At 46.4% G+C, this 25,062-nt stretch carries 38 protein-coding genes and 1 tRNA gene; 3 read left to right on the top strand and 36 right to left on the bottom strand.

Annotated features, from left to right (window positions below; genetic code table 11):
- Positions 1-114: 114 nt before the first annotated feature.
- The 32 genes from AC0S1O_RS04975 to hutU form a co-directional block, all read right to left on the bottom strand.
- Positions 115-188: transfer RNA gene (locus tag AC0S1O_RS04975), tRNA-Arg, on the bottom strand.
- Positions 179-1,057 carry an RNA-guided pseudouridylation complex pseudouridine synthase subunit Cbf5 gene (locus AC0S1O_RS04970; RefSeq protein ID WP_475393234.1) on the bottom strand — a complete coding sequence of 293 codons (879 nt, stop codon included), beginning with the start codon at positions 1,055-1,057 and terminating at the stop codon, positions 179-181. Before AC0S1O_RS04970 ends, AC0S1O_RS04975 begins: the two co-directional genes overlap by 10 nt.
- Positions 1,041-1,580, bottom strand: a complete 540-nt coding sequence (gene cmk, locus AC0S1O_RS04965) for a (d)CMP kinase (protein ID WP_475393233.1) — start codon at positions 1,578-1,580, stop codon at positions 1,041-1,043. The genes AC0S1O_RS04970 and cmk overlap by 17 nt, the downstream gene beginning before the upstream one ends.
- Positions 1,577-2,257, bottom strand: coding sequence for a DUF106 domain-containing protein (locus AC0S1O_RS04960; RefSeq protein WP_475393232.1), 681 nt, complete (start codon positions 2,255-2,257; stop codon positions 1,577-1,579). Before AC0S1O_RS04960 ends, cmk begins: the two co-directional genes overlap by 4 nt.
- Positions 2,254-2,799 (bottom strand): adenylate kinase, encoded by a 546-nt coding sequence (locus tag AC0S1O_RS04955; RefSeq protein WP_475393231.1) that lies wholly within the window; start codon positions 2,797-2,799, stop codon positions 2,254-2,256. Before AC0S1O_RS04955 ends, AC0S1O_RS04960 begins: the two co-directional genes overlap by 4 nt.
- 5 nt (positions 2,800-2,804) lie before the next feature.
- The gene (secY, locus tag AC0S1O_RS04950) at positions 2,805-4,604 is read right to left on the bottom strand and encodes a preprotein translocase subunit SecY (protein WP_475393230.1); all 1,800 of its coding nucleotides are present in this window, start codon (positions 4,602-4,604) and stop codon (positions 2,805-2,807) included.
- Entirely contained in the window at positions 4,597-5,022 is a 426-nt protein-coding gene (locus tag AC0S1O_RS04945) for an uL15m family ribosomal protein (RefSeq protein ID WP_475393229.1), read from the bottom strand. Before AC0S1O_RS04945 ends, secY begins: the two co-directional genes overlap by 8 nt.
- The gene (locus tag AC0S1O_RS04940) at positions 5,023-5,499 is read right to left on the bottom strand and encodes a 50S ribosomal protein L30 (RefSeq protein WP_475393228.1); all 477 of its coding nucleotides are present in this window, start codon (positions 5,497-5,499) and stop codon (positions 5,023-5,025) included. It abuts the gene before it with no gap.
- Positions 5,477-6,130 (bottom strand): 30S ribosomal protein S5, encoded by a 654-nt coding sequence (locus AC0S1O_RS04935; protein WP_475393227.1) that lies wholly within the window; start codon positions 6,128-6,130, stop codon positions 5,477-5,479. Before AC0S1O_RS04935 ends, AC0S1O_RS04940 begins: the two co-directional genes overlap by 23 nt.
- Positions 6,131-6,132: 2 nt before the next feature.
- On the bottom strand, positions 6,133-6,633 hold the full coding sequence (locus AC0S1O_RS04930; protein WP_475393226.1) for a 50S ribosomal protein L18: 501 nt from the start codon (positions 6,631-6,633) through the stop codon (positions 6,133-6,135).
- Between the two features lie 2 nt (positions 6,634-6,635).
- Positions 6,636-7,088: a 50S ribosomal protein L19e gene (locus AC0S1O_RS04925; RefSeq protein ID WP_475393225.1), complete on the bottom strand. Its 453-nt coding sequence runs from the start codon at positions 7,086-7,088 to the stop codon at positions 6,636-6,638.
- A gap of 2 nt (positions 7,089-7,090) precedes the next feature.
- Entirely contained in the window at positions 7,091-7,504 is a 414-nt protein-coding gene (locus AC0S1O_RS04920; protein WP_475393224.1) for a 50S ribosomal protein L32e, read from the bottom strand.
- Positions 7,505-7,509: 5 nt separating this feature from the next.
- Entirely contained in the window at positions 7,510-8,046 is a 537-nt protein-coding gene (locus tag AC0S1O_RS04915; RefSeq protein WP_475393223.1) for a 50S ribosomal protein L6, read from the bottom strand.
- Positions 8,047-8,056: 10 nt separating this feature from the next.
- On the bottom strand, positions 8,057-8,446 hold the full coding sequence (locus tag AC0S1O_RS04910) for a 30S ribosomal protein S8 (protein ID WP_475393222.1): 390 nt from the start codon (positions 8,444-8,446) through the stop codon (positions 8,057-8,059).
- A gap of 11 nt (positions 8,447-8,457) precedes the next feature.
- The gene (locus tag AC0S1O_RS04905; protein WP_015283605.1) at positions 8,458-8,619 is read right to left on the bottom strand and encodes a 30S ribosomal protein S14; all 162 of its coding nucleotides are present in this window, start codon (positions 8,617-8,619) and stop codon (positions 8,458-8,460) included.
- Positions 8,619-9,155 (bottom strand): 50S ribosomal protein L5, encoded by a 537-nt coding sequence (locus AC0S1O_RS04900; protein ID WP_475393221.1) that lies wholly within the window; start codon positions 9,153-9,155, stop codon positions 8,619-8,621. Before AC0S1O_RS04900 ends, AC0S1O_RS04905 begins: the two co-directional genes overlap by 1 nt.
- The gene (locus tag AC0S1O_RS04895; protein ID WP_475393220.1) at positions 9,152-9,862 is read right to left on the bottom strand and encodes a 30S ribosomal protein S4e; all 711 of its coding nucleotides are present in this window, start codon (positions 9,860-9,862) and stop codon (positions 9,152-9,154) included. The genes AC0S1O_RS04900 and AC0S1O_RS04895 overlap by 4 nt, the downstream gene beginning before the upstream one ends.
- Positions 9,855-10,343, bottom strand: coding sequence for a 50S ribosomal protein L24 (gene rplX, locus AC0S1O_RS04890; RefSeq protein WP_475393219.1), 489 nt, complete (start codon positions 10,341-10,343; stop codon positions 9,855-9,857). The genes AC0S1O_RS04895 and rplX overlap by 8 nt, the downstream gene beginning before the upstream one ends.
- 10 nt (positions 10,344-10,353) lie before the next feature.
- Positions 10,354-10,752 (bottom strand): 50S ribosomal protein L14, encoded by a 399-nt coding sequence (locus AC0S1O_RS04885; RefSeq protein WP_015283601.1) that lies wholly within the window; start codon positions 10,750-10,752, stop codon positions 10,354-10,356.
- A 5-nt stretch (positions 10,753-10,757) separates the two neighbouring features.
- Positions 10,758-11,084 carry a 30S ribosomal protein S17 gene (locus AC0S1O_RS04880; RefSeq protein ID WP_475393218.1) on the bottom strand — a complete coding sequence of 109 codons (327 nt, stop codon included), beginning with the start codon at positions 11,082-11,084 and terminating at the stop codon, positions 10,758-10,760.
- Complete coding sequence (locus AC0S1O_RS04875; RefSeq protein ID WP_475393217.1) at positions 11,081-11,362, bottom strand: ribonuclease P protein component 1; 282 nt, start codon at positions 11,360-11,362, stop codon at positions 11,081-11,083. Before AC0S1O_RS04875 ends, AC0S1O_RS04880 begins: the two co-directional genes overlap by 4 nt.
- Complete coding sequence (gene rpmC, locus AC0S1O_RS04870) at positions 11,359-11,553, bottom strand: 50S ribosomal protein L29 (RefSeq protein WP_475393216.1); 195 nt, start codon at positions 11,551-11,553, stop codon at positions 11,359-11,361. The genes AC0S1O_RS04875 and rpmC overlap by 4 nt, the downstream gene beginning before the upstream one ends.
- Complete coding sequence (locus AC0S1O_RS04865) at positions 11,507-12,226, bottom strand: 30S ribosomal protein S3 (RefSeq protein WP_475393215.1); 720 nt, start codon at positions 12,224-12,226, stop codon at positions 11,507-11,509. The genes rpmC and AC0S1O_RS04865 overlap by 47 nt, the downstream gene beginning before the upstream one ends.
- Positions 12,227-12,228: 2 nt before the next feature.
- The gene (locus AC0S1O_RS04860) at positions 12,229-12,684 is read right to left on the bottom strand and encodes a 50S ribosomal protein L22 (protein WP_475393214.1); all 456 of its coding nucleotides are present in this window, start codon (positions 12,682-12,684) and stop codon (positions 12,229-12,231) included.
- A 10-nt stretch (positions 12,685-12,694) separates the two neighbouring features.
- On the bottom strand, positions 12,695-13,153 hold the full coding sequence (locus AC0S1O_RS04855; RefSeq protein WP_475393213.1) for a 30S ribosomal protein S19: 459 nt from the start codon (positions 13,151-13,153) through the stop codon (positions 12,695-12,697).
- Between the two features lie 4 nt (positions 13,154-13,157).
- Positions 13,158-13,862: a 50S ribosomal protein L2 gene (locus AC0S1O_RS04850; protein WP_475393212.1), complete on the bottom strand. Its 705-nt coding sequence runs from the start codon at positions 13,860-13,862 to the stop codon at positions 13,158-13,160.
- A gap of 10 nt (positions 13,863-13,872) precedes the next feature.
- Positions 13,873-14,136 carry a 50S ribosomal protein L23 gene (locus AC0S1O_RS04845; protein WP_475393211.1) on the bottom strand — a complete coding sequence of 88 codons (264 nt, stop codon included), beginning with the start codon at positions 14,134-14,136 and terminating at the stop codon, positions 13,873-13,875.
- On the bottom strand, positions 14,133-14,897 hold the full coding sequence (gene rpl4p / locus AC0S1O_RS04840; RefSeq protein ID WP_475393210.1) for a 50S ribosomal protein L4: 765 nt from the start codon (positions 14,895-14,897) through the stop codon (positions 14,133-14,135). The genes AC0S1O_RS04845 and rpl4p overlap by 4 nt, the downstream gene beginning before the upstream one ends.
- Before the next feature lie 3 nt (positions 14,898-14,900).
- Complete coding sequence (locus tag AC0S1O_RS04835) at positions 14,901-15,923, bottom strand: 50S ribosomal protein L3 (protein ID WP_475393209.1); 1,023 nt, start codon at positions 15,921-15,923, stop codon at positions 14,901-14,903.
- Positions 15,924-16,222: 299 nt separating this feature from the next.
- Positions 16,223-17,077 (bottom strand): N-acetyltransferase family protein, encoded by an 855-nt coding sequence (locus AC0S1O_RS04830; RefSeq protein ID WP_475393208.1) that lies wholly within the window; start codon positions 17,075-17,077, stop codon positions 16,223-16,225.
- Positions 17,078-17,286: 209 nt separating this feature from the next.
- On the bottom strand, positions 17,287-18,576 hold the full coding sequence (locus tag AC0S1O_RS04825) for an RNA-binding domain-containing protein (RefSeq protein ID WP_475393207.1): 1,290 nt from the start codon (positions 18,574-18,576) through the stop codon (positions 17,287-17,289).
- Positions 18,577-18,740: 164 nt separating this feature from the next.
- Positions 18,741-20,393: a urocanate hydratase gene (hutU, locus tag AC0S1O_RS04820; RefSeq protein WP_475394472.1), complete on the bottom strand. Its 1,653-nt coding sequence runs from the start codon at positions 20,391-20,393 to the stop codon at positions 18,741-18,743.
- Between the two features lie 67 nt (positions 20,394-20,460).
- Here hutU and AC0S1O_RS04815 point away from each other — a divergent pair, with 67 nt between their 5' ends.
- Positions 20,461-20,682: a YhbY family RNA-binding protein gene (locus tag AC0S1O_RS04815; protein WP_475393206.1), complete on the top strand. Its 222-nt coding sequence runs from the start codon at positions 20,461-20,463 to the stop codon at positions 20,680-20,682.
- On the opposite strand, the gene AC0S1O_RS04810 is transcribed toward AC0S1O_RS04815, so the two are convergent.
- Positions 20,657-21,160 carry an HIT family protein gene (locus AC0S1O_RS04810; RefSeq protein ID WP_475393205.1) on the bottom strand — a complete coding sequence of 168 codons (504 nt, stop codon included), beginning with the start codon at positions 21,158-21,160 and terminating at the stop codon, positions 20,657-20,659. The genes AC0S1O_RS04815 and AC0S1O_RS04810 overlap by 26 nt on opposite strands.
- 46 nt (positions 21,161-21,206) lie before the next feature.
- On the opposite strand from AC0S1O_RS04810, the gene AC0S1O_RS04805 reads away from it, so the two are divergent.
- Positions 21,207-21,959: a tRNA pseudouridine synthase A gene (locus AC0S1O_RS04805; RefSeq protein ID WP_475393204.1), complete on the top strand. Its 753-nt coding sequence runs from the start codon at positions 21,207-21,209 to the stop codon at positions 21,957-21,959.
- Positions 21,960-21,965: 6 nt separating this feature from the next.
- Complete coding sequence (locus AC0S1O_RS04800) at positions 21,966-22,514, top strand: ArsR/SmtB family transcription factor (protein WP_475393203.1); 549 nt, start codon at positions 21,966-21,968, stop codon at positions 22,512-22,514.
- Here the strand turns inward: AC0S1O_RS04800 and AC0S1O_RS04795 are convergent.
- From AC0S1O_RS04795 to AC0S1O_RS04785, 3 genes are read right to left on the bottom strand one after another with little or no spacing between them, the layout of a single operon-like run.
- Entirely contained in the window at positions 22,501-22,917 is a 417-nt protein-coding gene (locus tag AC0S1O_RS04795; RefSeq protein WP_475393202.1) for a secondary thiamine-phosphate synthase enzyme YjbQ, read from the bottom strand. The genes AC0S1O_RS04800 and AC0S1O_RS04795 overlap by 14 nt on opposite strands.
- Positions 22,914-23,153, bottom strand: coding sequence for a hypothetical protein (locus AC0S1O_RS04790; protein ID WP_475393201.1), 240 nt, complete (start codon positions 23,151-23,153; stop codon positions 22,914-22,916). The genes AC0S1O_RS04795 and AC0S1O_RS04790 overlap by 4 nt, the downstream gene beginning before the upstream one ends.
- 32 nt (positions 23,154-23,185) lie before the next feature.
- A complete protein-coding gene (locus tag AC0S1O_RS04785) occupies positions 23,186-25,039 on the bottom strand; it encodes a S9 family peptidase (protein WP_475393200.1) in 1,854 nt (617 codons plus the stop codon).
- Positions 25,040-25,062: the final 23 nt, after the last annotated feature.

Here is a 25,062-nt window from a genome sequence, read left to right as displayed (position 1 = left end):
TACTTTCTTGTACAATTAGGCAGTCCTTTCAAGCACAACTCGTATCTCTATGGTCTTCCTTCCTCTGAATGCCATGGTACTCCATGAGAATCCTACGAAAATATAGAAGAGAAGCGGGCCCGCCGGGATTCGAACCCGGGTCGTGGATTCCGAAGACCCACAGTCTATCCTGACTAGCCTACGGGCCCTTCCATCTTCTGGGATATCTTCCCGGTTCCATTATTACCCTGAACGGTTCAGCCACGATGTCATTTTCCAGCAATGCCCTTGAAACAGACACAAGTTCACCCCGCTCCGTGTACACTGCAACGTAATCTCCTTTATTAAATTCATCCATCCTCAATACTCCAGGATTGTAAAGGGGAGCACCATGAGCAAGTGCATCCACAGCAGAATCCTTAACAACCACCCGTGGAAGAAAGGAAACTATCTCCTCCCCCGGTTTTACTATGCTCCTTATGTATTTTTCCTCTCCTTCTTCCTTCCAAAAAACGTATGCATCCAGCAAATCCTGAAGTGTATGGGCATCCCCCTCCTTGAAATGTCCCGTGGATATGCGTCTCAAATCCTCCATATGGGCCCCTATACACATGGCCTCTCCAATATCGTTACACAATGTTCGTATATACGTTCCAGACTCCACCCTTGCTCTGAAAAGCACATCGCGACCCTCAGTATCCAGAATTTCCAGAGAGTAAACCCTGCGCTTTCTCAATTTTCTTGCAACTGCAGAGCGCAATGGGGGAGTCTGATATATCTCCCCCTCAAACTCTCGCATCACATTGAGCAATTTCTTCTCGGAGAAATCACCATGGAAACGCATAACACCAACATACTCCTTGGGCACAAGATGCAGGAGATTGATTATCTTCGTGGCCCTTCCTATACCAATTGGAAGTACACCGGTGACCTTGGGATCAAGGGTACCAGCGTGACCAGTTTTGTTCACATTAAGTATGTTTCTAACCCACGCACTTACCTGATGGCTTGTGGGTCCCTTGGGTTTATCAATAACAACAACTCCAAAACTTAGAAGTTCCTCAACTGTGCGTTCCATATCCAATCCCCTCCAGAATCATATTCACTATCTCTTCAGGAGTGAGAGAATCACTGTTCACAACGAGATCGTAAATTGATAGGTCATCAAAATCTATGCCATAAATCTCCCTGTATCGCTTCTTCTCGCTGCGCTCACGGAGAATTGTTGCCCTTTTGACAGTTTCCTCATCTCCACCCTCCCTTTTTCTAATCCTTGAAACACGAACTTCGAGAGAGGCATCCACAAATACCTTGTAGGCTGGAATACCATTGAGATGCATGAGCCATCCACTCAACCGGGAGTCAATAACCACATTTTCCTTACTTTTTGCAAGTTCCACCAAGCGGGAGTCCAAACGCCTATCAATTTCCCAGTTTTCCTCAGCATATCTGCTGAATTCAACAAGATCCATACCCATTTCTCTTGCCATTTCTCTGAAGATTTCACCACCCGAAACCAATTCATAGCCCAATCTATCCGCCAAAACCTTTGCAACTGTTGTTTTTCCACTTCCCGGAGGACCACTTATGGTTATTCTCATTCCACCGCCCCGGATACGGGCTCGGAACCAAGTTTTTCCAACCTCTTCCTGAACTCGAAAAACTTGAATATGTACGTAACCACCCAGCTGAGGGGCATTGTGAGGGCAGAGTATATGAGAAGCCAGTTTGGAAACAGATACTGAACCTTGTTGAGCTCAATAACATTGCTCCAGGGTATGGCTATGAGGGTGTAACTTACCTTGGCCTGGAGAAATAGCCAGAGCCAGGTGAATATAGCAATCACAATGAACATGGTAAACATCGTTGCCTTCATACTGTTGCTCTGAATGTTCATATTCTCCGCCATGTACTTGGTCTGCAGCTTTTTCAATTTTTCAAGTTTGTTGAGATCCTGCTTTTGCATGGCCTCTCTGTAAACCTTGTTGAAGGCCTTCATTTTCGTCTGTATGCGGGCCATATTTATCCAGTCTGTAAAGTGATGGCGAGCCCATGTGTTTATAAGGGTCACCAGAATTCCCGTGGCAAGGAAGGTGTAGAGAGGATACATGTAATCAAAGGAAAAGAGAGGTTCCAAGACTATCCCAGCCACATTACCAAGCGCATATCTCAAACTTGGGATGAATAGTATCATAAGCATAAGGAATGTGAACATCATGTACATTCCGCTCATACTCGACTGGGTTTTTGGCACAATAGGTTCCTGAGAGTCTGTCATCTCAAGGCCTCCATAAACCTCTCAACCGCCCTATCCAGCTGACCATCATTGTTTTTCAATATCAACACCGTGGCACCCGTATACATGGAGCATGCAAAGGCACTATATCTATTTACCTGCAAATGCTCATTTATCTCATCCACACTCTCAACATCCCTCTCCCTAGTGGCATCCTTCACTCTCCTGCCATATATCTCCTCAGGAGATGCCTCTATCACCACAAGTATCTCAGGATTCATTGCCTCAAGAACCCAGCGAGGAAGCCCCGGAAAATAGCCAGAGGGTGTTTTTATTGTGAAATGGGTGTCAACAATAACATCGGACATCCCAGATATTCGCTCTGCCGCCCTTTTTTGAAGGTCCCTCTGTATCTCTATGGGAAGTTTTCTCATCTGATCCCTGTGCTCAACCAGTTTCTCTTCCCTTGCCATCTCAAACATCAGCGTGCCGAAGTTCACGATGGGGTAATTTGCCCTCTTTGCAACCTCTTCCAGTATGCTCGTCTTACCCACACCAGGCACACCTGCTGCCACCACTCTCATTTCAATCACTCGAAGAACTGCCTTATCACAGGGTGCATCTCCATCAACTGCTCCCTACCCATTGCCTCGTACAGCTGGATCAGTATACCCACGGTAAGCAGAACACCTGTACCGGATGTATTTCCCACAGTACCAATTAGGTCAGCAAATGCCGCAAGGGCACCTACAGCAGCTCCGCTGAATATGGTAACCGCAGGAATGTACTTATTCAAAATCTTTTCAAGAACAGCAGGGCTTCTCCTGAATCCTGGAATCTGCATCCCGCTTGACTGAATCTGCTTGGCAATGGCCTTCGCGTTCATATTTGCGGTTTCGATCCAGAACTTGGCGAATATGATGCTCATCCCTATCATAAAGGACGTGAAGATTACCACATTTCCAACGAGCATCCAGTAGGTTTGATATGTGAACACATAGTGATAGGCCTGCGGATTGATGAGTGGCAGAAGCCAGTAGTTGAGACCTCTGATCCTGTTCAGATAATATGCTATACCACCTATGGGTGTGGTTGTTTTTATTCCCCATTCTGCCGCCTGCTGGGCCGTTGGATAGGCGCCGATCCAGGGATTGTGTCCCAAAATTGGAACATGGCTCAAAGTAGGATTGGTCCAGAACAGAATGGACCACATTGCAACGTTGGCTAGCAGAGCTGATGTCAGTATAACAGGTATGTTTGAGGAGTACATCAACTTGATAGGATACCTGCCCCTTGCGCCCCTGGCACGCTCGTGGGCCAATGGCAACTCAATCTTAACGCTCTGTACATAGGCAACAAGGAGGAATATTATGGTTGTTCCTATCAGTGCAATTATCGGATTTGGAGGTGCGAAGAGGATTGATTCAATTCTTCCACCATATAGCTGGGCTGCACTGCTGTGGGTGAGTATATAAATTGTCTTTGGTATGGTACCGCTGGGCGGATTATTCAGACTTAGGGGGGAATTTGGCTGTGGTGGAATCCATGAAACTATACCTGTGAATATGGCTTGAGACACACCTGCTGCAATGAAGAGGGATATACCGGAGCCTATACCCCATTTTGATACTACCTCATCCATAAGAAAGACCAGATAAGAGCCAAAGAAGAGCTGCAGAACTATTATTAGCTGGGCCAGGAACATTCCATATCCCGGAGCAAAGGCATTTAGACCCTTAACAAAGGCATCGGATGGCTGCAGATATCCAAACACCTGTGGAATGGCTTCAACAAAGATCATTATTATAACCAGCAATTTCTGGGTACTCTGATATATGGCCTTGTCCTCATCGTTGGTAAGGTCTATGTTGAATATTTTTGCACCCACAAACAGCTGCATTATGATACTTGCCGTTACTATTGGACCTATACCGAGATGCACAAGAGAACCTGAAGCACCGGCCATTATGGCACGAAAGGATGCAAAGAGATCAATCGTCTTTGCCTTATCAAGTCCGTATATGTAAATATTAGTGAGCGAGAAGTAAATCAAGAGGGTGATGAAAGTCCACATCAACTTGTGCTTGAACTGCACATGACCCTTGGGCTTGCGGATCATTGGCAGATATTCCAGCACGGGTTTCAAACCGTACAACTTGCTTTTATCTCCGTTGTATGAAATAACCAAATACCCCAAATAGAACAGAGGGACTGACCAGAGAGAGAATATGAGAAAACTAACCCACTGCTTGGTCACTATGTTCCACATATCCTGAATGCTCAACAGTTTCCAACCAACTATTGAGAAGTAAAGGTAAGCAAAGATTATCCACGAGAGTATAACCGGCAGAGCCAGTCCCTTCTTCCGGGGTATTTGTTCTTCAGACATAGATCACTTCACCACCCACATCTTCTATTTTTTCTACGGCATTAGAAGATGCATATTTAACCTTAACCCTGATTTTCTTGGTCACCTTTCCCCTTCCAAGGAGTTTCTTTACTCCCAGAGCACTCAGGTCAATTTCATAAACATCCTCGTTTAACTTGGCAATACCCTGCTTCACAAGGGCATCTAAATTCTCGTTGAGTACTCCAATATTTATGGTTTCAATTTCCTCCTTGGGATGATGGGATGTGAAGCCATGGTTGCCCCAAAGGAACTCTGGATGTTTCAGGGCAAAACTCCAGTGATGCTTACCAAGACCGGCGTATCCTCTGCCACCTTTGCGACCCGCGCCTCTTCTACCCTTACGCCCATGGCCATAGGTATTTGAACCTCTCATCTTCCTCGATTTCTTCTTTGCCATTTATTCCACCCCCGGTCCAAACATTCTATTGATCAAGGCATTGATGCTCTCTCCCCTGTACCCAAGTGCACCCCCTTCCGTAAAGTGCCTCTTGGTCTTCTCCCAGCCCTTCAATGGAGGATGCAATCTGAAAACGGGCTTCACATTTGGAATGTCCTTGTAAAGCACCTTTCCTTCAATAATGGCCTTAACAAGGGTTTCAAGATCATCGAATCCCATGGTCTCCTTCACATACTCGTCCGTTATGGGTTTATCCCCATACAGACGACCTTTCAGGCGAATCAACTTCAACAATGTCTCCTCGTCAATCTCACCCCAAGTCACATAGTCCTTAACCTTCTGAAGCATACCGCGATATGCAGGCGTATCCGGCACAAGAACACAGTGATTTATACGGGTTAAATTGAGCATTTTTAGCGTGTCTGCTATATCCTTCCTAACACCTGTGCGACCTCTAACTCTGACCACTGCGTACATCCTCTACACCTCCTTTGTAAATTGGCATTATCAACCTCGGATTTACCCTAACAATTGTGGTTTGCTTAAGTGCATCAAAGGTGGCCATGGCATAGTTGACCGTGGTCTTCGTATGGCCCTGAGTAAAGCCCCAAACATCCTTTACTCCTGCAAGAGTCAATATGGTCTTTGCAACATCTCCAACCGCAAGACCAACACCCTTTGGCGCGGGTTTAAGAGTCACACGCACTGATCCACATTTACCGGTTACCTTAAAGGGAATGGAATGGGGCATTCCGCAACCGCATTCCCAGGAACCACAACCTCTCTTTATCTCAATTATGTTAAGTTTTGCAACCTCAATTGCCTTTCTTATGGCCGCACCAACTTCCTTTGCCTTGGCCTTCCCTATGCCCACAAAACCATCGCCATTTCCAACGGCGACCATAACGGAGAACTTCGTTCTGCGGCCACTATCGGTCATTCTCTGCACCATACGAACATCAATCACTTCCTCCTTCAGTTCGGGAAGAAGTATATCAACTATCTCAGGTTCTCGCAGAGGCAAATTGCTTCTCAGTGCCTGGGACATGTTGGTTATCTTCCCCTCGTAAACGAGTTTCCCAAGCCTTGTTTTTGGTTCCCAGTCCATTTTCATACCTCCATTATCTTGGCTTTAACTTCATCAAACATCTTTGCCACATCCTCTGATATATGCTCACCCCTAATCCTGGAATCATCTGGATAAATCTCCTCACTGTGCGGGATTTCAAGACCCGCATCCACCATACCCTTGAGTGCAGCAAATACCCTTGAACCCCTTACGGGACTCTGCAATCCTATATCCAAAATGGCCTCTTCAATACCCTTCTTGAGGGCAAGTTTACCTGCCAGAAACCCCGTGAGATACGCTGCAGGGGTGTTCTTAAATGACCCTTCCCATCCGTATTTTTTCAGATGAGCAGATGTTACGCCCACAACAATTCTATCTCCATCATCCTGATACTCAACAATCTGAACAATAACATAGCGCAGGGTTTTCCTCACAACGGCTCTGGGCTTACCGGATTTGAGATAGGCAAGTCTCTTCCTGTAGTCCGTTTTACCCTCACGCCTTCTGCGCATCTTGACCCTATATACCGCATTTCTTGCCATTTTCATTCCTCCTTGAGATAGCCCTCAGATTTGAGGTGAGTCAGAAGATGATTTCTGCTCTTGAACGTGCCACCCTTGGCGAGCCTGTAAAAGCGCCTGTAAGTGTGCCTATCAATTTTTCCAGCATCACGGAGATCCCTCAGGGTAGCCCTTATTGGCCTTATCGTCTTGATCCATCTCCTCTTGCGGGGATACCTTGCGTATTTCTTGCCCTTTCTGGAACCCGGACCCTTTCGCAGTCCCTTCTCCTTCTGGGCCTTTATATAATTGGCCCTCACACGGGAGGTGCCACGCTTCTGTTTCTTCTTTATCAGCCCTCTCTTTATGAGCATCTTTATATCCTCCCGCGTCACCGCTTCCTTTATCTCATCAAGGGCATTGGGATCCATCCAGACGCGCTCTTCCCCGCATTTCAATATGTCTGCCGCAAGTCTTCGCTGAAACTTAACATCCATCTTCAATCACCCCTGAGCATTGGATTGAGCACCCTGATGTTCATCTCCTTGGCCTTCTTTTCTATTTCCATTCTCTTTCTGACACCCACCCTGCTGGCTATTCTTATGGCCTCCTTCTCAGGATTTATACCCTCAAGTTCCTTTGGATTGTAAACGAGTACCTCCCTGAATCCGGATGGGTGCAGACCACGAACCTTCTTTGGACCACGATAACCTGAATCAACCACAGGAGGGCGATAACCCTTATGCTCCCTCATCTTTGAGTGCTTGCCCTTTGGTCTGCGCCAGGCATCACCCAATCTCTTGTACCTAAACCATTCCTGCCTTCTGAACCAAGGGCGCTTGCGATTCAGTTCGTTGCGAATCTTGAGGAGTCGTTTTTCCTCATCACTCAGTTTTGGCTTCAACTTAACCATTTATTTCACCCCTTCTTCACAATGTAAATTCCATCCTGGAACACACGAGGATCCCTATTCTTCACCCTTGTGGCCCTCTCTATATTTGCGGCGGTCTGTCCCGCATGCTCCTTATTTATGCTTTTCACAACTATTGTATCTCCCTTAATCTCAACCTTGGCATCTCCAAATATATCCGCATATCGAGGAGCCCTTTCGCCAAGGAAGTTCTCTATAACTACCTTATTACCCTTCACTGTAACCTTCATCGGGAAGTGGGCGTAGAGAATCTTCAGATGATACTCAAAGCCCTCGGTAACACCCTTTATCATATTCTGCACATGGGCCTTCCATGTGCCAGCCAAGGCATACTCCTTCTTCTTAGGCAGGGGGCAGTATACCACAACCTTACCATCCTGGATGCTCATCTTCACCCTTGTGTGCTTGAATTCTCTGCTTATCTCGCCCAGAGGACCCTTAACATGGAGGTTGAATCCCTCGAGCCTGACCTCAACTCCATCGGGAACTTCGATTTCATGCTTAACAATATCTGCAACGGGCATTCATATCACCTCAGTACACATAGGCCAGGAGTTTTCCTCCAACTCCCATCTTCTTTGCATCTGTATGGGTCATAACACCCTTGTTTGTCGTTATTATCAATATGCCGAAATCCTGCGCTGGAAGATATCTGGACTCGAATTTTTCCATCTCATCACGCTTTACAGAGAACCTTGGCTTTATGGCCCCACATTTGTTTATGGAAGGCCCGAGACGAACCTTGAACATGCCTCCCCGTCCGTTCTCTATGTATTCAAATTCCTCAATGTAAGCATGGTCCTGCATGATCTTAAGCACCCTGCCTATCAACTTGGATGCTGGTCTTATTAATACCTCTCTCCTGCCCGCCATGGCCGCGTTGTTTATACGCGACAGAGCATCACTCAGTGGATCATTCTGCATTTTTCATCACCTCAAGAATACTTTCTGAATCCAAGCTCGTAGGCAACCTCTCGGAAGCATTGCCTACAGAGTCTTAGACCATATCTCCTTATCAATCCTCTCTTCCTTCCACAGCGAACACATCCCTCGCTTCGTCCAAACTTCTTCTTTGGTCTGAGCTTGACACGAACCATCATTCCACCTCCAGAATGTTGAGATTGAACCTCTCACGCATGAACTGCATGGTCTCCTCCCGGGTGACCTTGTGCCTGGCTGGAATCTTTTTCTTTTTGATTCTCCTTCTTGCAATTCTGTAGCCGCCCCTTCTTCTGAAAACAACGCTTATGTCCATGCCGAATATACCTATCTCTGGATCGTATTTCATTCCCTCAAACTCGGTGTAATCCGAGATACCAAAATTAAGATTCCCGTTGGAATCAAAGGAGTAATTTGGAACCTTGAAATCCTTAACCCACAGGGCACGGCGAAGGAAGTCCTCTGCCTCCTTGCCCCTAAGGGTAACCTTTAAACCTATGGGCAACCCCTTTCTTATGTTAAAGTCCCTTATGGTCTTCTTTGCCTCGGTCTGCACAGGTTTTCTGTGGGTGAGCAGATCTATGACCTTCTGTGCTCTGCGAAGTTTCTCACCTGCCTCCCCTACGCCCATATTGATGACCACCTTGTCTATGACTATGTCCCTCATCGGGTTCTTCACCTTCTCCTCCTTCATAGGGCGCTCACCTCTGGTATCGTGATCTCTGGCTTGCCCACGCCAATGACAAATACGTTGCGGCTATTAACCTCGAATCCTTCCTCGAACTTGACCATATTATCCTGGGGACCCCTTACAACGACATATTCCTTTATGTGGGCAACTCTTCCACGATGCTTTCCACCGATTATAATGGCCACACTTCCCTCAGCCATGGGATAGTGGGCAATTATCTCCTGGGTGGGAACCTTTATTTTAAGAACATCCTTGGTGTGGTACTTGTTCTCATCCAGAAGTATGTTTCTACCATCGTGCAAATTGAGCTGTATCTTACCTCCAGGAACAACATGCTTGTTTTCTATCCTCACAAGTTTCCACTCTGCATGGTCCTTGGGTATCTCAACGATGCGCAGATTGCCGTAAATATCGTAAACTGCTCTATAACTCTTATCCAGATCATCAATGGTTATGACATCCATAAATCCTATGGGAAACCTTATATCTGTGATCACACGTCCGTCCACCTTTATCTTCCTGGAGTTGAGAATCTTCTTGGCTTCCCTTCTGTTATTGGCCAATTTAAGCATGTCCCTAAGAACGATGAGCATGGGCACTGCCCTCTCGGCGGGATGCGGACCCGGAGAGATCTTGGGAGCAAAGGTGTACTCCTTCCTTGCAATGGGCCACATCCGGGGTGCAGCAAGTCTCTTAATATGATCACTCATTCTCATTCACCTCTTCTTCGTTTTCCTCTTCTTCCTCATTCTCCTCTTCTTCCTCCACAGATTCCTCTACGGCCTCTTCCTCAATACCTGCCTCAAGTTCCTCTATGGAAACTCCCCTCTTCTGCTCGGCAAGTTTGAAAATCTTATCCTTCCTCTTAGGATCGCTGAGATCCAATTTGACAAGCATGAGATTTGATGGGTGAATCCAGTACTGCACTGCCTTGTTATCCACCTTTCGAACGGTAACTCCCTCAACAGCAACGCGCATGTTCTTGAGATTTACCTCCACTACCTTCCCCTCATGGCCCTTGAACTTACCGCGCATAACACGCACAACATCACCCTTTCTCACAGTAAGGCTCCTGAGCCCGTATTTTCCAAATAGTTCATCGCTGAGATGGGCCTTCATCATCTTCTGCCTTCTGTGCTTAGGAGCCTGGTACAGCATTTTTCTTTGCTTCCTTGGCAAATATGACACCATAATCAACACCTCACACAATTATGCTGGCTATTGCAGCAATTCTCGGCCATCTCTCCGCAGCTTCCCTCGCCACAGGACCCTTTATCTCGGAGCCCTTGGTTTCTCCAGTGGGAGTCACTATGACCGCGGCGTTATCCTCAAACTGAACCCAAGTGCCATCAGCCCTTCTGAAGGGTCTGCGCTGTCTAACTATAACTGCAGGGAAAACCTTCTTACGCATATCAGGACTGCCCTTCTTAACACTGACAATCACCATATCACCAACTCCCGCAGAGGGGTATTTTCTCGCAACACTATGATATTTGAGAACCTGAATTATTTCAACTTCCTTGGCTCCTGTATTATCGGCGCATATCAATCTTGCCCCTGTGGGCAATCCGCGGGTCTGTCTGCCAGCAATTCCCTTCATTATGCTCACCTCTCAATCTTCTCAATGATCACGAAACTTACGGTCTTGCTGAGGGGTCTGCACTCCATAAATCGCACATGATCACCGACCTTAGCATCTATGCAGGGTGGATTGTGCACATGGTATCTGCTGCGCCTCTTCTCATATCTCTCATACTTGGGCACATAGCGGAGATATTCCCTCTCAACAACCACAGTATTATTCATCTTATCGGATATGACCACACCCTCTATGATCTGCCCCCTGACCTTCAGATGACCGTGCCAGGGGCAAAATGGGTCATTGCACTCCTTTTCGGGCGGCTTTGCATCCACTCCAATATCCCTTATCATTTTATTCTCCTCCTCATAAGTTTTTTAATTCTTTCATGAGGTCTGTAATTTATCCTATCTCCATTTAGCGTAACATACTCCTCGTTGAGCCATATTCCAAACCTCGCACCTTTCTTCATTATCATCTTCCTCTTTCCATCCTTTTCGATCACCAGCATGTGGTAGGTCTCATCAACTATCCTACCGGAGATTCCGATCTGATTCGGATTGGTTGAATCCTTAACCTCCGCACGAAGACCTATCAACTCATGCATGGCAATGTTTTTTCTGGATCTCATTCGTTCATCACCGTTAGTATCCTTGCAATTTGCTTTCTCAAACTCTTTATCTTTCCAGGATTGGGTGGAGCTCCGCCCATGGCGCTCACCCCCCACTCATGCATCAGTTCCTCGCGAAGTTCACCCAATTTTTTGACTCGCTCTTCAGGACTCATTTCCCGTATCTGCCTTGCCTTCAGTTCCTTGGGCATTTTCCTTCACCTCTTCCTTAACATCCTTATTTTCATTTTCCTCCTTGGGTTCCACCTGAACTTCCTGCGCTGGCTCCTCTTCACCTGGAGGAATGATGTTGATCTCATCGGGTAATTTTGCATCAGGAGGCATTATCTTAACAGTCACTCCGATTATACCGGGCTTGGTCTTCGCGGTTGCATATCCGAATCTAACAAGTTCCACGGGTTTTCCATTGTACTTTATCGTGCCGGCCATGAACTTTTCCGTTCTGGCCCTATCTCCGGTCAATTTACCCGCAATTATAATTTGGGCACCCTTGGCCCCAGCCTCCATTATGCGCCTCAGGGTGGAGTGCCCGGCACGTCTGAAATGCCAGCCACGCTCAAGGGCCATTGCAAGTTTTTGAGCCATTATCTGCGCATTCAAATACGGATTATCACTCTCCTTTACCTCAATGGTTGGATTCTCAACACCAAAATCCTGCTGAAGCCTCTCGGTGAGTTCCTTTATCTTGGCACCCTTCCTGCCTATAACCATTCCAGGACGCTCAACCTCAAGCACAATTCTGGTACCCAGGGGCGTACGCTGTATTTCAAGCCCCCCAAATCCCGCCATGGCAGTTTCCTTCATGAGGTACTCCTTCATCAGCAGGCGATTCACGCTCTCCTTCACAAATTTTCTCTCATCCATAATTATTCCTCCTCAGGAGTCCTTTCCTCAAGGATCACCTCAATATGAACGCGCTCTCTACGAAGTTCCACAGATCGACCCATGGCCCTCGGAACGTATCTCTTATAGACCTCGCCCTTATTGGCCGCAATGTGTATAATGTAGAGATTATCAGTGTCAAGATCCTTATCCTCGGCGTTTGCCTCGGCATTTTCAAGTACTTTCAGTATGTATTTTGCCTCCTTTACAGGATACTTGCCGGGACCGATACCACGGCGATGGGACACGGAATCAAGGTACCTGAAATATGGCACCGCACGTTTTTTCTTTATTATGTCCTCAAGGTAATCCTTGGCATCCTCAAGACGCATGCCCTTAAGGGCACGGCAGAGATTGACCGAATCCTTCAGCGATATGGGCAGATCCCTGCCAAAGGATTTTGCGTATTTGTCACCTTCAACCTTCATACTGTAAGGCATCACACTCACCTCACTTCAGCGGCACAAACTTGGAACTGCGGGTTGCTCCCACACCTGGACCGCTGTGCTTGACCTCCTTCCTTGTAAGTGCAAACTCTCCAAGATAGTGACCTATCATCTCAGGCTTAATCTCAATTTCAACAAATTCCTTACCATTATGGACAGCAACACGCTTTCCAACGAACTGTGGAAGAATTATGAGATCTCTCCTGTGTGTTCTAACAACCTTACCATCGGAGTTGATTATCTTGCGTACGGCCTTCATACGCTCTTCGTCCCATCCACGTTTCAAGGTTCTTCTGGCCCTGGCGGGAAGGAGTTCGGCAAATTCGTCCCAACTCATCCTCTGCAACTCTTCAAGGGAATAGCCCCTGTAGGAGAATTCCTTCATTCTCCCCATTACCAGTTTTCTCGTCTTCCTCTTTCTCCTTCTCGCCGCCTTGGCGCTGATTTTTCTCATCTTAGCCATCTACTCACCTCTTCCTCTTCTTCTTTTTGGGTGATAATCTTCCAACCTTACGCCCAGGTGGAGCATTTCTGCTCACAGTGCTGGGTCTGCCAACATGCTGATGGTTTCCTCCTCCATGGGGATGGTTCACAGCATTCATTGCAACACCGCGAACCTGCACATGCTTTCTGGCCTTTGAACGCCAGGCATGATAAACTTTTCCCGCCTTGAGCATGGGCTTTTCCTTGCGGCCCCCACCTGCAACTATGCCTATGGTGGCCCTGCATCTTGGGTCAAAGAGTTTGAACTCTCCAGAGGGCATCTGAACCGTGGTCTTTATGCCATGGGTAACAATTTGGGCGTAGGAACCACCAGAGCGAATGTACTTGCCCCCATCCCCGGGCTGGGCCTCTATATTGTATATGGGTACACCCTCAGGTATGCTACCCAATGGGAGTACGTTTCCAGGTCTGATCTCTGCACCTTCACCAATCTGAATTTCCTGACCCTCGTACATGCCCAGGTGGGCGAGCATAAGATACTTTTCACCATTATCGAGAACAACCTCTGCCAGTGGAGTTGTGTGGCCTGGATCGTGGAATATTTCCTTCACAATCCCAACAGCACTATCCACCTTTGGATTTACAGGCTTACCTGCATACCTGTGACTGGGAGCACGATATCGGGAGGTCCCGCGACCTCTTCTCTGTGGAATTATTCTCTTACCCATTTACACCACCTTAGAATATACCCAACCTCATGCCGACTTCCTCGGCACTGTAACCTTTCTTCAGCTTAACAATTGCCTTCTTCCCGTACTTTGTGATGTAGGTGTTAACCTGCTCAACCTCCACATCAAAAAGACGCTCAACCGCGTTTTTCACCTGAGCCTTTGTGGCATCCCTTCTGATTATGAAGGTGAGTTTGTTCTCCTTCTCTATGAGCAATAGCGTTTTTTCCGTGACATAGGGCTTGATAATCACCTTGGTTGGATGAAACGTCATTTAACCCACCTCCTGATCTCCTTTATGGCACTCTCAGTGAATATGGTAAGGCGCCCAGCATGTGTGCCGGGGGCCAGAACCTCAGCATTCAGCTCCCTGGGGGTGACAACATCCACACCAGGCAGATTCCTAAAGCCCTTCTCAACGTTTTCCTTGTTTGACACCACAATGAGAACACTCTTCTTTATCTTGTATCTTCTGCCACGTCTCTTGCCCTTTCCACCACGGATGCGCCTCTCACTTGCCCTTTCAACATCCTCATAAATTCCCAGATTCTTAAGGGCACGTATTGCTTCCTTCGTGGTCGAGATTTTCTCAAATTCATCCTCCACAACAAGTGGAAGTGTGAGATCTGGATTGAATCTATGACCCCTCTTTGCAACCATGACCTTGTTTGCCGTCATGCTAAGGGCACTGTACTTGGCCAATCTCCTCATCTTGACATTCATCTTCCTCTTCCAGACCTTCTGGGTTGTGGGCGGATGACCTGCACGACCTCCTACCGTGCTGGGAATTATCGCACCCCTTGAGGTATGCCCAACCCTGGGAACCATCTTGGATATTCCATGCCCAGGGCCCCAGGACTCTGCCACACGTCTCATACCCGCCATGGGATCCACACCATGGGGCTGTACCCTATTCAATTGAAATACACGAACGGCCTCCCTTATTAAATCAGGCCTGTATGGATAATTAAAGGCCTTGGGAAGGGTTATCTGCCTTTTCACACCGCCCTCAACTGTGTAAACATTGACACGCATTCATCACACCCCCTGCTTGGATTGCAATGATACATAGGTAATCTCAATGCTCTCAACATCCTCAAGAACCTGCCTAACGGGATCGCGGAATCTTATCAACCTTTTGGCAGGCCCAGGTACGGAGCCATGAATGAGCACATAGGGGTTGCGAACCTCACCGTAATGGGGAAATCCACCCTCAGGAGTTATCTCCATGGCCAGCTTTCTCTCCCCATTCTCCTCCACAAAATCCACATATTTTATGATCCTCTTGTTGTACTCCGTCCTCTGATGATAGCCCATCTGCCCTGCCTGAGGCACGGTGTAGCGAACCCAGTCCGGATGCCAAGGACCCAGAGTACCGATCATCCTGCGGTGCTTCCTGTTCTTCTGATGCAGCAATTTCACACCAAATCTCTTCACATGCCCCTGAAATCCCTTACCCTTGGTGATGGCAACAACATCAACAAATTTACCCTCACTCTTGAAATCGGAGAATTTTATTTCCTTACCCAGAAGGTTGAGAGCGTATTCTTTCCTCTCATCAATCGTTCCTCCCCCGACTCGAATCTCCATTATGTCGGGAGCCTTCTTGGGTACGCCACTCACAAGCCTGGGCTGGGTGTGCACCATAAGACGAATATCCTCAACATCTCCCTTTATTCTGGAAAGGACACCCTCTTTGCTGTACTCCTTTGGCAATGGAAATCTCCTTGACAGTTCTTTATCCAGATTCTCGTCCCAAACCTCACCGATGCTCCTGAGTCCATATATCGTGCGCTCGTAAAATCTAACACCAGCAACCTTCATGGGTGGAACCTCAATAACGGTAACCGGTGTCCATATCTCCTGGCCAGCGGTGGTTGTGTGCTTTCTCCAATCCACCGTGAACACGTGCGTCATTCCAGCCTTGTAGCCTGCAAATCCCTGTATGCGTGGTCCATCCTCTATCTCGGGCCATGTCCTAATGCGCGGTATGTGACTAGCCGCTCTCTTGCGTGGATAATACGCCATAGAGCCTCTTCTAGGATGATGCGAACTTCCCATACTTTTCACCTCGTAGCAGCCGTGACGCCGTTTCCTAGCCCAAAACTCCCATTTGGGCCGGATCGCGGGCCATTACGCCCTTGGCGTCTGGCTAACTTCTTTGGCCCACCATAAAGATATTTTGTATATAAAGAATTCGGAGAAATAGAGAAAGAAAAAACAGCATCGTTTGTATCTTGTAGTTTTGGAAATAATAGAAGCAATTATAAGTTTTAGAATTTTACTCTCAGGATACCATAGGCTATACCTTGAATTTGATCTTTCCTTGCCATTTTCTCAAGGCTTATCCTTAATATGCACTATAGTAAAATACTTCCCGTAACCTTCTTTCCAATTATCTCTATCTTTCCTACTTTCTTTGCTTCAAATACATCAGCATCACCAAGGACTGTTAGAACCTTGGTAAACCCAAGGTTCCTAGCCTTTTCAAGGACTAGATATAGATCCTCAATTCTCCCCCATAAAAACAACGCGACACCCTCCCTACCAGGAAGATTTCTAAAAGCATAGTAAGATTCCCCACACTTTCCCGCTTGTATAACATAATGAATACCAAAGATTTTATCTTTGAATGCCGAAAACCACATGCTGTAGGAGCTCTGAAAGTGTCCTGCAACTAATTCAAGGTTTGTGACATCTCTCCATTCAAATTCAAAGGACTCTGTGCCATCCTCACCATGCCCATTTAGCGTGGGAACCCAAACAGTAAACCCATTAAAAAGCTTAATATCAAAGCCGAGCTTTCTGTAGAAACTCTCAACATCTTCATTAGGTTGAACCGTGAGAAGTTGAGCTTTTCGCTCACTAGCAACATTCTCTACAAATTCCATAAGGGACCTACCTATACCTCTACCTCGATAATTAGGATGAACTTCAATAACATCAATATGGGCTATTTTAATCTGCCTTCTCAAAAAGGGCTCCTCAGAGAATATAACCTCAACTTCACCAACAATTTTTCCGTCGATTTCTGCAACTGCAACCAACTGATTATCTAATAGAAGGTTGTTAATATGAATTGCCATAGTTTCAACACTCATCCAAGGTCCACCCATGGAGTAGAGCTTGTAGAGATCCCCTTTTAGATGTTTACCTATTCTGTGAATTTCGACTATCCCTCTAACGTCCTCAAGAGTTGCAAATCTAATTCGCATCTTATCACCTAGTATCTGAACTTCAATTGAATATCAATTTGTTACCTCATCTTACACAATCCTCAACGCCTCATCCGAATCGCTCGTAACTTCACTGCGGAGATTTTTCAACTCTCTCTCGCTCCCTATCAAAAATTGAGCCAGATCATGGGTGGGCTGCTCGTACATCACAAGAAGATATAATGGCAAAATTTATTAAATTTGCTCTGCTATTTTCTCATATACCTTATATGCGCACCACTGCCCTTTTTGATTATCAATCTCAATCTCTCCAGTTTTTTGAGGTGGTTTATTGCGGTGGGTTTTGATATCCCAGCCATCCTGGCTATTTCGCTGCTCTTTCTCGCCTCTCCAAGAATCTCAAGTATCTTCCTGTCCACATCGTCCAGAATATGCTCATAACTCTTAATGAAGGCCACATCAAATCTCTGACTTCTGGGCTCAAATTTGAGAGTTATCCACGGATACTTTTCGCTTTCCGATCGCATCATCCTTATTCCGTACCCATACCTCTCAATGTAACCTGTATCATACAGCAATGAGCACAGCACCGGGTTTCTTGGCACATGCTCAGGATCTGCGATATCAACACCGGGCATCAACCCTCCAGGATTGCGAATAACGATCCTCTGAGGATAAACAAACACGCGCACATCCGCAGATATAGCGTAGTTGCGATGCGCAAACGCATTTATCAAGGCCTCTCTGATCGCTCTCATTGGATATCCTGAAATAACCTTCCTTCTTGGCCCTACGATGATCTCCTCCTTCTTCAATTCTCTTTCCAGCGTGGAGTGCATATCCTCAATAACCTTCCAAATGGGTCCAGTATATTCTCTGCTCTCTCTAACCTCATTTCCCTCCATAAATAGTATCCTGCCCCCAGAATGAGGTATATGTTTATCAGCATCTGTGAAAAACAGAACACCCGCGTTTGTAAGTTTATCGTTTTTTATCGCTTTTACACTCCTCAAATATCTTTCCCAATCTTCCTCCTCTATCTTTCTACCCCTTGCCTCCTCCAGTCTGGAAAAATACCACCGAAGATAATCATCTCGCAATGCATCGATATCCACAATGGGCATCTCATCCCAATTTATGGTACCCATCTCCGAGGAGAGCATAACAATCTCCTGAATTGACAGTGGTCTCACGCCCGCACCTATCCTTATATAGGCAACTCCCCCAATACTGCACAGAGTTGGGGATTTGTTAACCTTTAATACCAGAATTTTCTTTCCATCTATCTCAAACTCATACATCCTCAATTTCGGTGGAGGTATTATGCTCTGAATGCTGTTGCTAATATATTCCTTAGCCTTTTTCGTGTCTATGCCCTTTATGTTCCCATCATCATCAATGCCCAGAACTATATAGCCACCCTCGGCGTTGGCAAATGCAACAACATCCACAATCACCCTATTGCTAACCCTCTCCTTGAATTCAACTCTCTCAGATTCACCTTCCCCTATGATCCTCATCAACTCTTCCATCTTCATATTACTGTAAATAACTGTAAATGTTAAAAATTTTACGGTAAATGCAGAGCAATTAATTTGTTGGATTTACAGTAGTTTACAATAACACCACCTTCGGAATCCACATCTCCTCAAACAGCACAGTACCCAAGAGTAAAAAGTTGTAAAAATAAGAGGAAAAAAAATCACTCAAGCATCGGCATCCAGATGCCCTTCTCCTTCGCGGTGCGAATTGCGATTTCGTATCCAGCATCCGCATGGCGCACAACGCCCAGGCCGGGATCGTTGTTGAGCACCCTGCTTAATTTCTTCTCAGCCAGATCAGTTCCATCGGCCACTATGACCATTCCCGCGTGCAGGGAGTATCCTATGCCGACGCCACCACCGTGATGGAAGGATACCCATGTAGCACCTGAGGCGACGTTGAGCATGGCGTTGAGAATCGGCCAGTCGGCAATGGCATCGCTGCCATCCTTCATCCTCTCCGTTTCTCGGTATGGAGAGGCAACGCTTCCCGTATCGTGGTGATCGCGGCCAATTGCTATGGGCGCATCCACAACACCCTCACGCACAAGTTCGTTGAATGCCAGTCCCGCCTTCTCCCTTTCACCGTAATTGAGCCAGAGAATACGCGCGGGCAGGCCCTGCCATTTAACATGCTCCTCTGCCTTGTCAAGCCACTGGATCACATGCTTGTTCTCCGGGAATAATTTGCGTATGGCATTATCCGTCTCAAATATGTCCTGAGGATTTCCACTGAGCGCCACCCAGCGGAATGGCCCGCTTCCCTCCGAGAATAGAGGGCGAATGTATTCAGGTACATAGCCGGGAATCTTGAAGGCATCCTCAACCCCAGCCTCCTTGGCCTGTGCTCTTATATTATTTCCGTAATCAAACACCTTAGCTCCATGCTCCTTGAACCATACCATCGCAGGCACATGCTTGCGCAGGGATTTGCGAACCTCTTCCAGATACTTTTCAGGATCCTCGCTTCTCAGCTCCGCAGCCTCTTCCACACTGTATCCGGCAGGTATGTATCCGTTGAGGGGATCATGCGCAGCCGTTTGATCCGTGACTATATCCGGCACTATGCCCCGCCTAACCAGTTCGGGATAAATCTCGGCCGCATTGCCAAGCAATCCTATGCTCAGAGGCTTTCCCTCCTTGAGGGCATCATCCTTCATCTTGAGAGCTTCGTCAAGATCATCGGTCCAGGTATCCAGATATCCACCTTTCAGACGGCGATCAATGGCCCATTTATTAACCTCAACGATTATGCCAACACCGTTGTTCATGGTTATCGCGAGAGGCTGCGCACCGCCCATCTCTCCCAGGCCCGAGGAGAGAACCCACTTGCCCGTGAGATCATGCTGTCCGTACTCTTTCCTTGCAACGGCGTAAAGTGTTTCGTATGTGCCCTGAAGGATACCCTGCGTGCCGATATAAATCCACGAGCCCGCGGTCATCTGCCCGTACATTATCAATCCTCTCTCTTCCAATTCGCGGAAATACTCCCAGTTTGCCCATTTTGGCACGAGATTGGAATTCGCTATTAGCACGCGAGGTGCCCATTCATGCGTCTTGAAAACAGCCACGGGCTTTCCACTTTGAACGAGAAGAGTTTCATCTTCCTCCATTTCCTTGAGAGTTTTCACGATTGCATCGAAAGCTTCCCAGCTTCTTGCGGCACGGCCTGTGCCGCCGTAAACGATGAGATGCGCAGGGTCCTTGGCCACCTCGGGATCAAGGTTGTTCATTAACAGGCGAAGCGGCGCTTCGGTTTGCCATGATTTTGCATTCAATTTTGTGCCCCTTGGGGCTCTTATCTCCCTCATAATTCACCATGGCTATGTGGAATAAAAAAATTATGGCAACATTTTTAACCAAGCCTCCATTGGGGTGAATATGGAACTCAAGGCCACCGTGCAGATCGGAAAGGCAGGGATTACGGAGGGAATAATAGAGGAGATCCGAATGCAATTGAAGAAGAGAAAGATAGTCAAGATAAAATTCCTCCAAAACTCGGACAGGAATAACTTCAAGGAGAAGATAAAGAACCTTGCTGAGAAGTGCAACGCGGATATACTGGAGATCCGCGGCTTCACGGCCGTTCTGAAGAAGAGATGATTTTTTCTATCTCCTTCCTCAACTCCCTGTAATTCTCCCTTATTCCCTGCACGATCACCTTGGTGTCTGCAAGCACGGGCATGAAATTCGTATCACCATTCCATCTTGGTACGATGTGCACATGCACATGCCCCTCAATGCCCGCGCCTGCCACGCGCCCTATATTTATTCCAATGTTGAATCCCTGTGGGTTCATCGCATTTTTTATCGCCCCTATTGCCAGAGAGGTGAGGCGATGCACCTCCAAGATTTCCTCGTCGCTCAGCTCTTCAAGATTCCCCACATGCCTGTAGGGGGCAACCATAACATGGCCGGGGTTGTAGGGATAGTTGTTCATTATTATGAACGCATATTTTCCACGATACAAGATGAGATTCTCCTCATCCCTGTTTTCCTTGGGAAACTTGCAAAATATGCACCCTTCCATTTTTTCCATACGCACGTACTCTATTCTCCACGGAGCCCACAGTCTTTCCATATGCAGTAATGGAAAAGGATTATTAAAAATGTGTCGATATGCATATATGCTCCTCAAATTCGCATACGATGGAACAAAATTCTACGGATATCAGAGGCAGCCTGATGTGCCAACAGTGGAGGGGGAGATTCTAAGGGTGCTCAGGGAAAAGGGCATAGCCAAGGATCTGAAAAGCGCATCCCGCACAGATAGAGGAGTGAGCGCCCTTGGAAATGTGATCCTAATCCACACGAATATGGAGCCCAGAAAAGTTATCGGAATGCTCAACTCAAATCTGAATGGAATATATTTTCATTCATTTTCTCCTTATAATCTAAACCCTCGCCATGCAGAGAAAAGGTGGTACAGATACCATCTTTTTGATTTTGGCTATGATATTGGTCTATTAAGGGACGCCGCAGGGATATTTAAGGGAGAGCACGATTTCAAGAACTTCACAAGGGCAAGAAAAAACACGGTATTAAGGATTGATAAAATAAGCGTGAAAAGGGAGGGAAATGTGATATGCATTGATTTCCTCGCGCGAAACTACCTGTGGAATCTCATAAGGCGCCTGGTTGCAGCCATGGTGAAATACGCCTCAGGCATGGAATTCGGAGAGGAAGTATTTGAAAAAAGAATGAATTTTGGTCTCGCTCCTCCTGAGCCCCTTGTACTTATGGATGTGATATATCCATTTCCATTCGAGCATATTGGATTTCCAAAGAAGCTCATAGAAAAGATGGTAATAAATTACCTTGCAGGAATGGTTTACGCTTATTTGGGCGGGGAAAACTATAAATCGTTTAATTTTATTTAACAAACAATGAAAGAAATTGAGATTGTCGACGATCCAGAGAAAATCAAAATAATAATTGAGGACACAAGGACCAAGATTCTACGGCTTCTGCGCTTCCGTGATATGACCATATCTGAACTTGCATCCATTCTCAATAAGGATGTATCCACGATTTTCAGGCACATTAAGAAACTTGAACGGGCTGGATTTGTTAAAGTTACAGGCGAGCGCAGGATTCACAACGTTCCGGAGAAAATCTACGGAAGAACCGCCAGAACGATATTTCTTGCTCCCGAGAGTTACGTGAAGGATGAGGCCATAAAGAAGATGAACAAGAAGAGGGTTGAGATCCTTGCTGAAACACTTCGTTCCATTGGTTATGAAGTCACAGATTTAGATGCCCTTTTTGACCTTCTTGTACGTCTTGATGAACTCTCAATAGAGGATATTGAAAAATTAGAGAAGGACGTTGATTGGGGAATCTTGAGAAAATTGACCCTCCTTCTGATACTCCTGAAAATCGATGAGAGGGATATAGAAGAAGTGAGGAGAGTAGTAAGGGCTAATCGCCCATAACCTGCACGGCAACTCGCCTTTTTCTCTTCCTCACATCCAGTTCAACAAATACAATCTGCTGCCATGTGCCAAGTACAAGGGCCCCATCAACAACGGGCACACACAGATCCGGTTTCAGAAAAGAGGCACGTATATGGGAGTGACCGTTTCCATCGTGCCATGTTTTTTCATGCTCATAGGGGATGCTCTTGGGAAATAATCTTTCAAGTGCAGCGGGCAGATCTTTTTTTAGCCCGGGTTCGTACTCAATGGTTGTAATAGCTCCTGTGGAACCTATCACAAAAACCAGCGCCATCCCATTCCTTATGCCAGATCTGTCAACTATGGACTGTACCATTGGAGTTATGTCTATTATATCCACCTCACCTGCCGTATTCAACCCGATTTCCTCGTAGTAATTCATTTACTCACCTTCATGGCAAGATGGGTGGTTACAGTACTAACCCTTCCGAACTGCTCAATAAATTTTGCTGCCAGTTCCTCGTTTGGTGCCTCAAATACCACCACAACATCGGGCTTTCCAAAAACCTCAAGTTTCTCCAGAATTTTTATTCCATCTGGAACCTTCGCATTTCTCACAAGGTGAAATAGATCCGCAAATCGCTCCGGCGCGGCTGTGGCAAACATCACGAATATCATAGAAAAAGGAAAAAAGAAAGGGAATATAAGCTTTACTTCAGAAGCGGTTCTATTCTGAATTCCTTTTCTTCCTTTATCTTTTTAACAAAGAAATCCACAAAAATCCTGTACCTTTTCAACCTGTGCCTGGGCTTACCCCGTACACTGTGCCCGTGCTCGCCCTGCTTGAATATCACAATGTAGGCCTCCTTTCCCATAGATTTCAGCACATGGTAGAACATGAGACTCTGATCCAAGGGGCATCTGTAGTCCTCAAGACTGTGAATGAGCAAAATTGGAGTTTTAACAGATTCCGCATAGAACAGGGGGCTCAGTTTTCTGTAATTATCGTTGCTGAGCGGGTCTTCGCCTATCACCTCCCTATCGAACCACAGACCTATGTCCGAAAATGCGTAGGAACTCAGCCAGAAGGAGATTCCATTCTCACTTATGGCTGCCTTGAATCTATCGGTCTGGGTTATGGCCCAATTTGTCATATAGCCCCCATAACTTATGCCTGTTATGCCCACCTTGTTCTCATCAACGCTCTCATGCTCAATAACCCAGTCAAGACCTGCGAGTATGTCCTGAAAGTCCTCAAGACCCGTGCGATTCAGAACCTCCAGGGCAAAATCCTCGGAGTAACCTGTTGAGCCACGGGGATTTGTAAAGATCACATAAAATCCGCGATCCGCCATCAGTTGCGCATTGTAGTGGAAATAATGCCCGTACATACCCTTGGGACCCCCATGCACAAAAAGTATGGCAGGCATCTTTCTCTTTCCAGCGCCTCTGGGCCTTATGTACCATCCATCAAGTTTCTTGCCGTCAAAACTCTCGTAGGTGAAGTGCACATGCTTTCTTGGTCTTAATTTTTTGAGAATCTCGTCATTGTAGGATGTGTATTTCTTCAATTTTCCATCATAGATGTACAGCTCCCCCAGTTTTGTATCGCTCATCATCAAGATGGCCATTTTACCATCATCACTCACATCAAAGGAGTAAACGTACCAGCCACTGCCCACTATTCTTTTTCGCTCTCCATTCTCAAACTTCTCAAGCACAACGCTTCCTGCATCTGCTGTGAGTGCATACACATTTCCAGAAGAATCCAGTTTACCTGAGAAATTCTCAAGCCCGTACCTGGATGTTATCTCTCTCACCTCTTTTCCGTCGTATATGAGAAGGTATGAATGCCCTGAAATGTGCTTCATCTCCCTCTTCCCTAGCATGAGAATCTGCTTTCCGTTGGTGGCAACGGGATGAAAGGACACGTTTTCAAAAATCTTTTTCTTCTTACCCCTGTACGCAATGATATCAAATGACTTAAAAGGATTTTCACGGCGGGAAACTGTGTATATTATTTCATCCCCAAACCACATGGCATTCTCCACATACTTATCTTCAAACTCTTCAATTGCCACCTCTCCCTCGGTGTCGTATATCTGGATAACATTCTTCTCATTGTCCCTGAATCCCTTTCCATTGAACCACACGGGAATGGAGTCATCGTAGTACAGATCCTCATCCTCCAACTTCTTTGAATAGAGAATCAAAATTTTTCTCGATTTTCTGTGCCAGTCAACACCCACTATGTTCTTCGCCTCTATGAGCCTTTTTGATGTCATGCTATCCAGGTCAAGGAGGTATAGATCACTTTTCTTCTTATCCTCATCTACGCGCAGGTAGAGCATCTTCTTCCCATCAGGAGAGAATTTGGGCATTGTGGCATCTTCCACATACTTCCTCTTACCTTCCAAAAGATTCTCAATAATCACTGTGCTTTCGTACTTATTTTCCTTCATATTGGCCTTTCTAAGAACGTAGGCAACAAGAGTTCCATCCCTGGTTATGCTCACATCCTGCAGATATGAAAACCTCGTGAACGCATCTTCCTTCCATTTCATATTCCTCACCGGGGGAATATGGA

This window comes from Candidatus Aciduliprofundum sp. HYA1, from assembly GCF_056175085.1.
The sequence above is the reverse complement of the archived record's forward strand: the minus strand, read 5'-3'. Positions and strand labels throughout refer to the sequence as shown.

What these genes read in the sequence shown, in the direction of transcription:
- AC0S1O_RS04970 (WP_475393234.1), bottom strand. Translation starts at nt 1,057, where the DNA reads ATGGAACGCACAGTTGAGGAACTTCTAAGTTTTGGAGTTGTTGTTATT.
- cmk (WP_475393233.1), bottom strand. Translation starts at nt 1,580, where the DNA reads ATGAGAATAACCATAAGTGGTCCTCCGGGAAGTGGAAAAACAACAGTT.
- AC0S1O_RS04960 (WP_475393232.1), bottom strand. Translation starts at nt 2,257, where the DNA reads ATGACAGACTCTCAGGAACCTATTGTGCCAAAAACCCAGTCGAGTATG.
- AC0S1O_RS04955 (WP_475393231.1), bottom strand. Translation starts at nt 2,799, where the DNA reads ATGAGAGTGGTGGCAGCAGGTGTGCCTGGTGTGGGTAAGACGAGCATA.
- secY (WP_475393230.1), bottom strand. Translation starts at nt 4,604, where the DNA reads ATGTCTGAAGAACAAATACCCCGGAAGAAGGGACTGGCTCTGCCGGTT.
- AC0S1O_RS04945 (WP_475393229.1), bottom strand. Translation starts at nt 5,022, where the DNA reads ATGGCAAAGAAGAAATCGAGGAAGATGAGAGGTTCAAATACCTATGGC.
- AC0S1O_RS04940 (WP_475393228.1), bottom strand. Translation starts at nt 5,499, where the DNA reads ATGTACGCAGTGGTCAGAGTTAGAGGTCGCACAGGTGTTAGGAAGGAT.
- AC0S1O_RS04935 (WP_475393227.1), bottom strand. Translation starts at nt 6,130, where the DNA reads ATGGACTGGGAACCAAAAACAAGGCTTGGGAAACTCGTTTACGAGGGG.
- AC0S1O_RS04930 (WP_475393226.1), bottom strand. Translation starts at nt 6,633, where the DNA reads ATGGCAAGAAATGCGGTATATAGGGTCAAGATGCGCAGAAGGCGTGAG.
- AC0S1O_RS04925 (WP_475393225.1), bottom strand. Translation starts at nt 7,088, where the DNA reads ATGGATGTTAAGTTTCAGCGAAGACTTGCGGCAGACATATTGAAATGC.
- AC0S1O_RS04920 (WP_475393224.1), bottom strand. Translation starts at nt 7,504, where the DNA reads ATGGTTAAGTTGAAGCCAAAACTGAGTGATGAGGAAAAACGACTCCTC.
- AC0S1O_RS04915 (WP_475393223.1), bottom strand. Translation starts at nt 8,046, where the DNA reads ATGCCCGTTGCAGATATTGTTAAGCATGAAATCGAAGTTCCCGATGGA.
- AC0S1O_RS04910 (WP_475393222.1), bottom strand. Translation starts at nt 8,446, where the DNA reads ATGCAGAATGATCCACTGAGTGATGCTCTGTCGCGTATAAACAACGCG.
- AC0S1O_RS04905 (WP_015283605.1), bottom strand. Translation starts at nt 8,619, where the DNA reads ATGGTTCGTGTCAAGCTCAGACCAAAGAAGAAGTTTGGACGAAGCGAG.
- AC0S1O_RS04900 (WP_475393221.1), bottom strand. Translation starts at nt 9,155, where the DNA reads ATGAAGGAGGAGAAGGTGAAGAACCCGATGAGGGACATAGTCATAGAC.
- AC0S1O_RS04895 (WP_475393220.1), bottom strand. Translation starts at nt 9,862, where the DNA reads ATGAGTGATCATATTAAGAGACTTGCTGCACCCCGGATGTGGCCCATT.
- rplX (WP_475393219.1), bottom strand. Translation starts at nt 10,343, where the DNA reads ATGGTGTCATATTTGCCAAGGAAGCAAAGAAAAATGCTGTACCAGGCT.
- AC0S1O_RS04885 (WP_015283601.1), bottom strand. Translation starts at nt 10,752, where the DNA reads ATGAAGGGAATTGCTGGCAGACAGACCCGCGGATTGCCCACAGGGGCA.
- AC0S1O_RS04880 (WP_475393218.1), bottom strand. Translation starts at nt 11,084, where the DNA reads ATGATAAGGGATATTGGAGTGGATGCAAAGCCGCCCGAAAAGGAGTGC.
- AC0S1O_RS04875 (WP_475393217.1), bottom strand. Translation starts at nt 11,362, where the DNA reads ATGAGATCCAGAAAAAACATTGCCATGCATGAGTTGATAGGTCTTCGT.
- rpmC (WP_475393216.1), bottom strand. Translation starts at nt 11,553, where the DNA reads ATGCCCAAGGAACTGAAGGCAAGGCAGATACGGGAAATGAGTCCTGAA.
- AC0S1O_RS04865 (WP_475393215.1), bottom strand. Translation starts at nt 12,226, where the DNA reads ATGGATGAGAGAAAATTTGTGAAGGAGAGCGTGAATCGCCTGCTGATG.
- AC0S1O_RS04860 (WP_475393214.1), bottom strand. Translation starts at nt 12,684, where the DNA reads ATGCCTTACAGTATGAAGGTTGAAGGTGACAAATACGCAAAATCCTTT.
- AC0S1O_RS04855 (WP_475393213.1), bottom strand. Translation starts at nt 13,153, where the DNA reads ATGGCTAAGATGAGAAAAATCAGCGCCAAGGCGGCGAGAAGGAGAAAG.
- AC0S1O_RS04850 (WP_475393212.1), bottom strand. Translation starts at nt 13,862, where the DNA reads ATGGGTAAGAGAATAATTCCACAGAGAAGAGGTCGCGGGACCTCCCGA.
- AC0S1O_RS04845 (WP_475393211.1), bottom strand. Translation starts at nt 14,136, where the DNA reads ATGACGTTTCATCCAACCAAGGTGATTATCAAGCCCTATGTCACGGAA.
- rpl4p (WP_475393210.1), bottom strand. Translation starts at nt 14,897, where the DNA reads ATGCGTGTCAATGTTTACACAGTTGAGGGCGGTGTGAAAAGGCAGATA.
- AC0S1O_RS04835 (WP_475393209.1), bottom strand. Translation starts at nt 15,923, where the DNA reads ATGGGAAGTTCGCATCATCCTAGAAGAGGCTCTATGGCGTATTATCCA.
- AC0S1O_RS04830 (WP_475393208.1), bottom strand. Translation starts at nt 17,077, where the DNA reads ATGCGAATTAGATTTGCAACTCTTGAGGACGTTAGAGGGATAGTCGAA.
- AC0S1O_RS04825 (WP_475393207.1), bottom strand. Translation starts at nt 18,576, where the DNA reads ATGAAGATGGAAGAGTTGATGAGGATCATAGGGGAAGGTGAATCTGAG.
- AC0S1O_RS04815 (WP_475393206.1), top strand. Translation starts at nt 20,461, where the DNA reads ATGGAACTCAAGGCCACCGTGCAGATCGGAAAGGCAGGGATTACGGAG.
- AC0S1O_RS04810 (WP_475393205.1), bottom strand. Translation starts at nt 21,160, where the DNA reads ATGGAAAGACTGTGGGCTCCGTGGAGAATAGAGTACGTGCGTATGGAA.
- AC0S1O_RS04805 (WP_475393204.1), top strand. Translation starts at nt 21,207, where the DNA reads ATGCTCCTCAAATTCGCATACGATGGAACAAAATTCTACGGATATCAG.
- AC0S1O_RS04800 (WP_475393203.1), top strand. Translation starts at nt 21,966, where the DNA reads ATGAAAGAAATTGAGATTGTCGACGATCCAGAGAAAATCAAAATAATA.
- AC0S1O_RS04795 (WP_475393202.1), bottom strand. Translation starts at nt 22,917, where the DNA reads ATGAATTACTACGAGGAAATCGGGTTGAATACGGCAGGTGAGGTGGAT.
- AC0S1O_RS04790 (WP_475393201.1), bottom strand. Translation starts at nt 23,153, where the DNA reads ATGATATTCGTGATGTTTGCCACAGCCGCGCCGGAGCGATTTGCGGAT.
- AC0S1O_RS04785 (WP_475393200.1), bottom strand. Translation starts at nt 25,039, where the DNA reads ATGAAATGGAAGGAAGATGCGTTCACGAGGTTTTCATATCTGCAGGAT.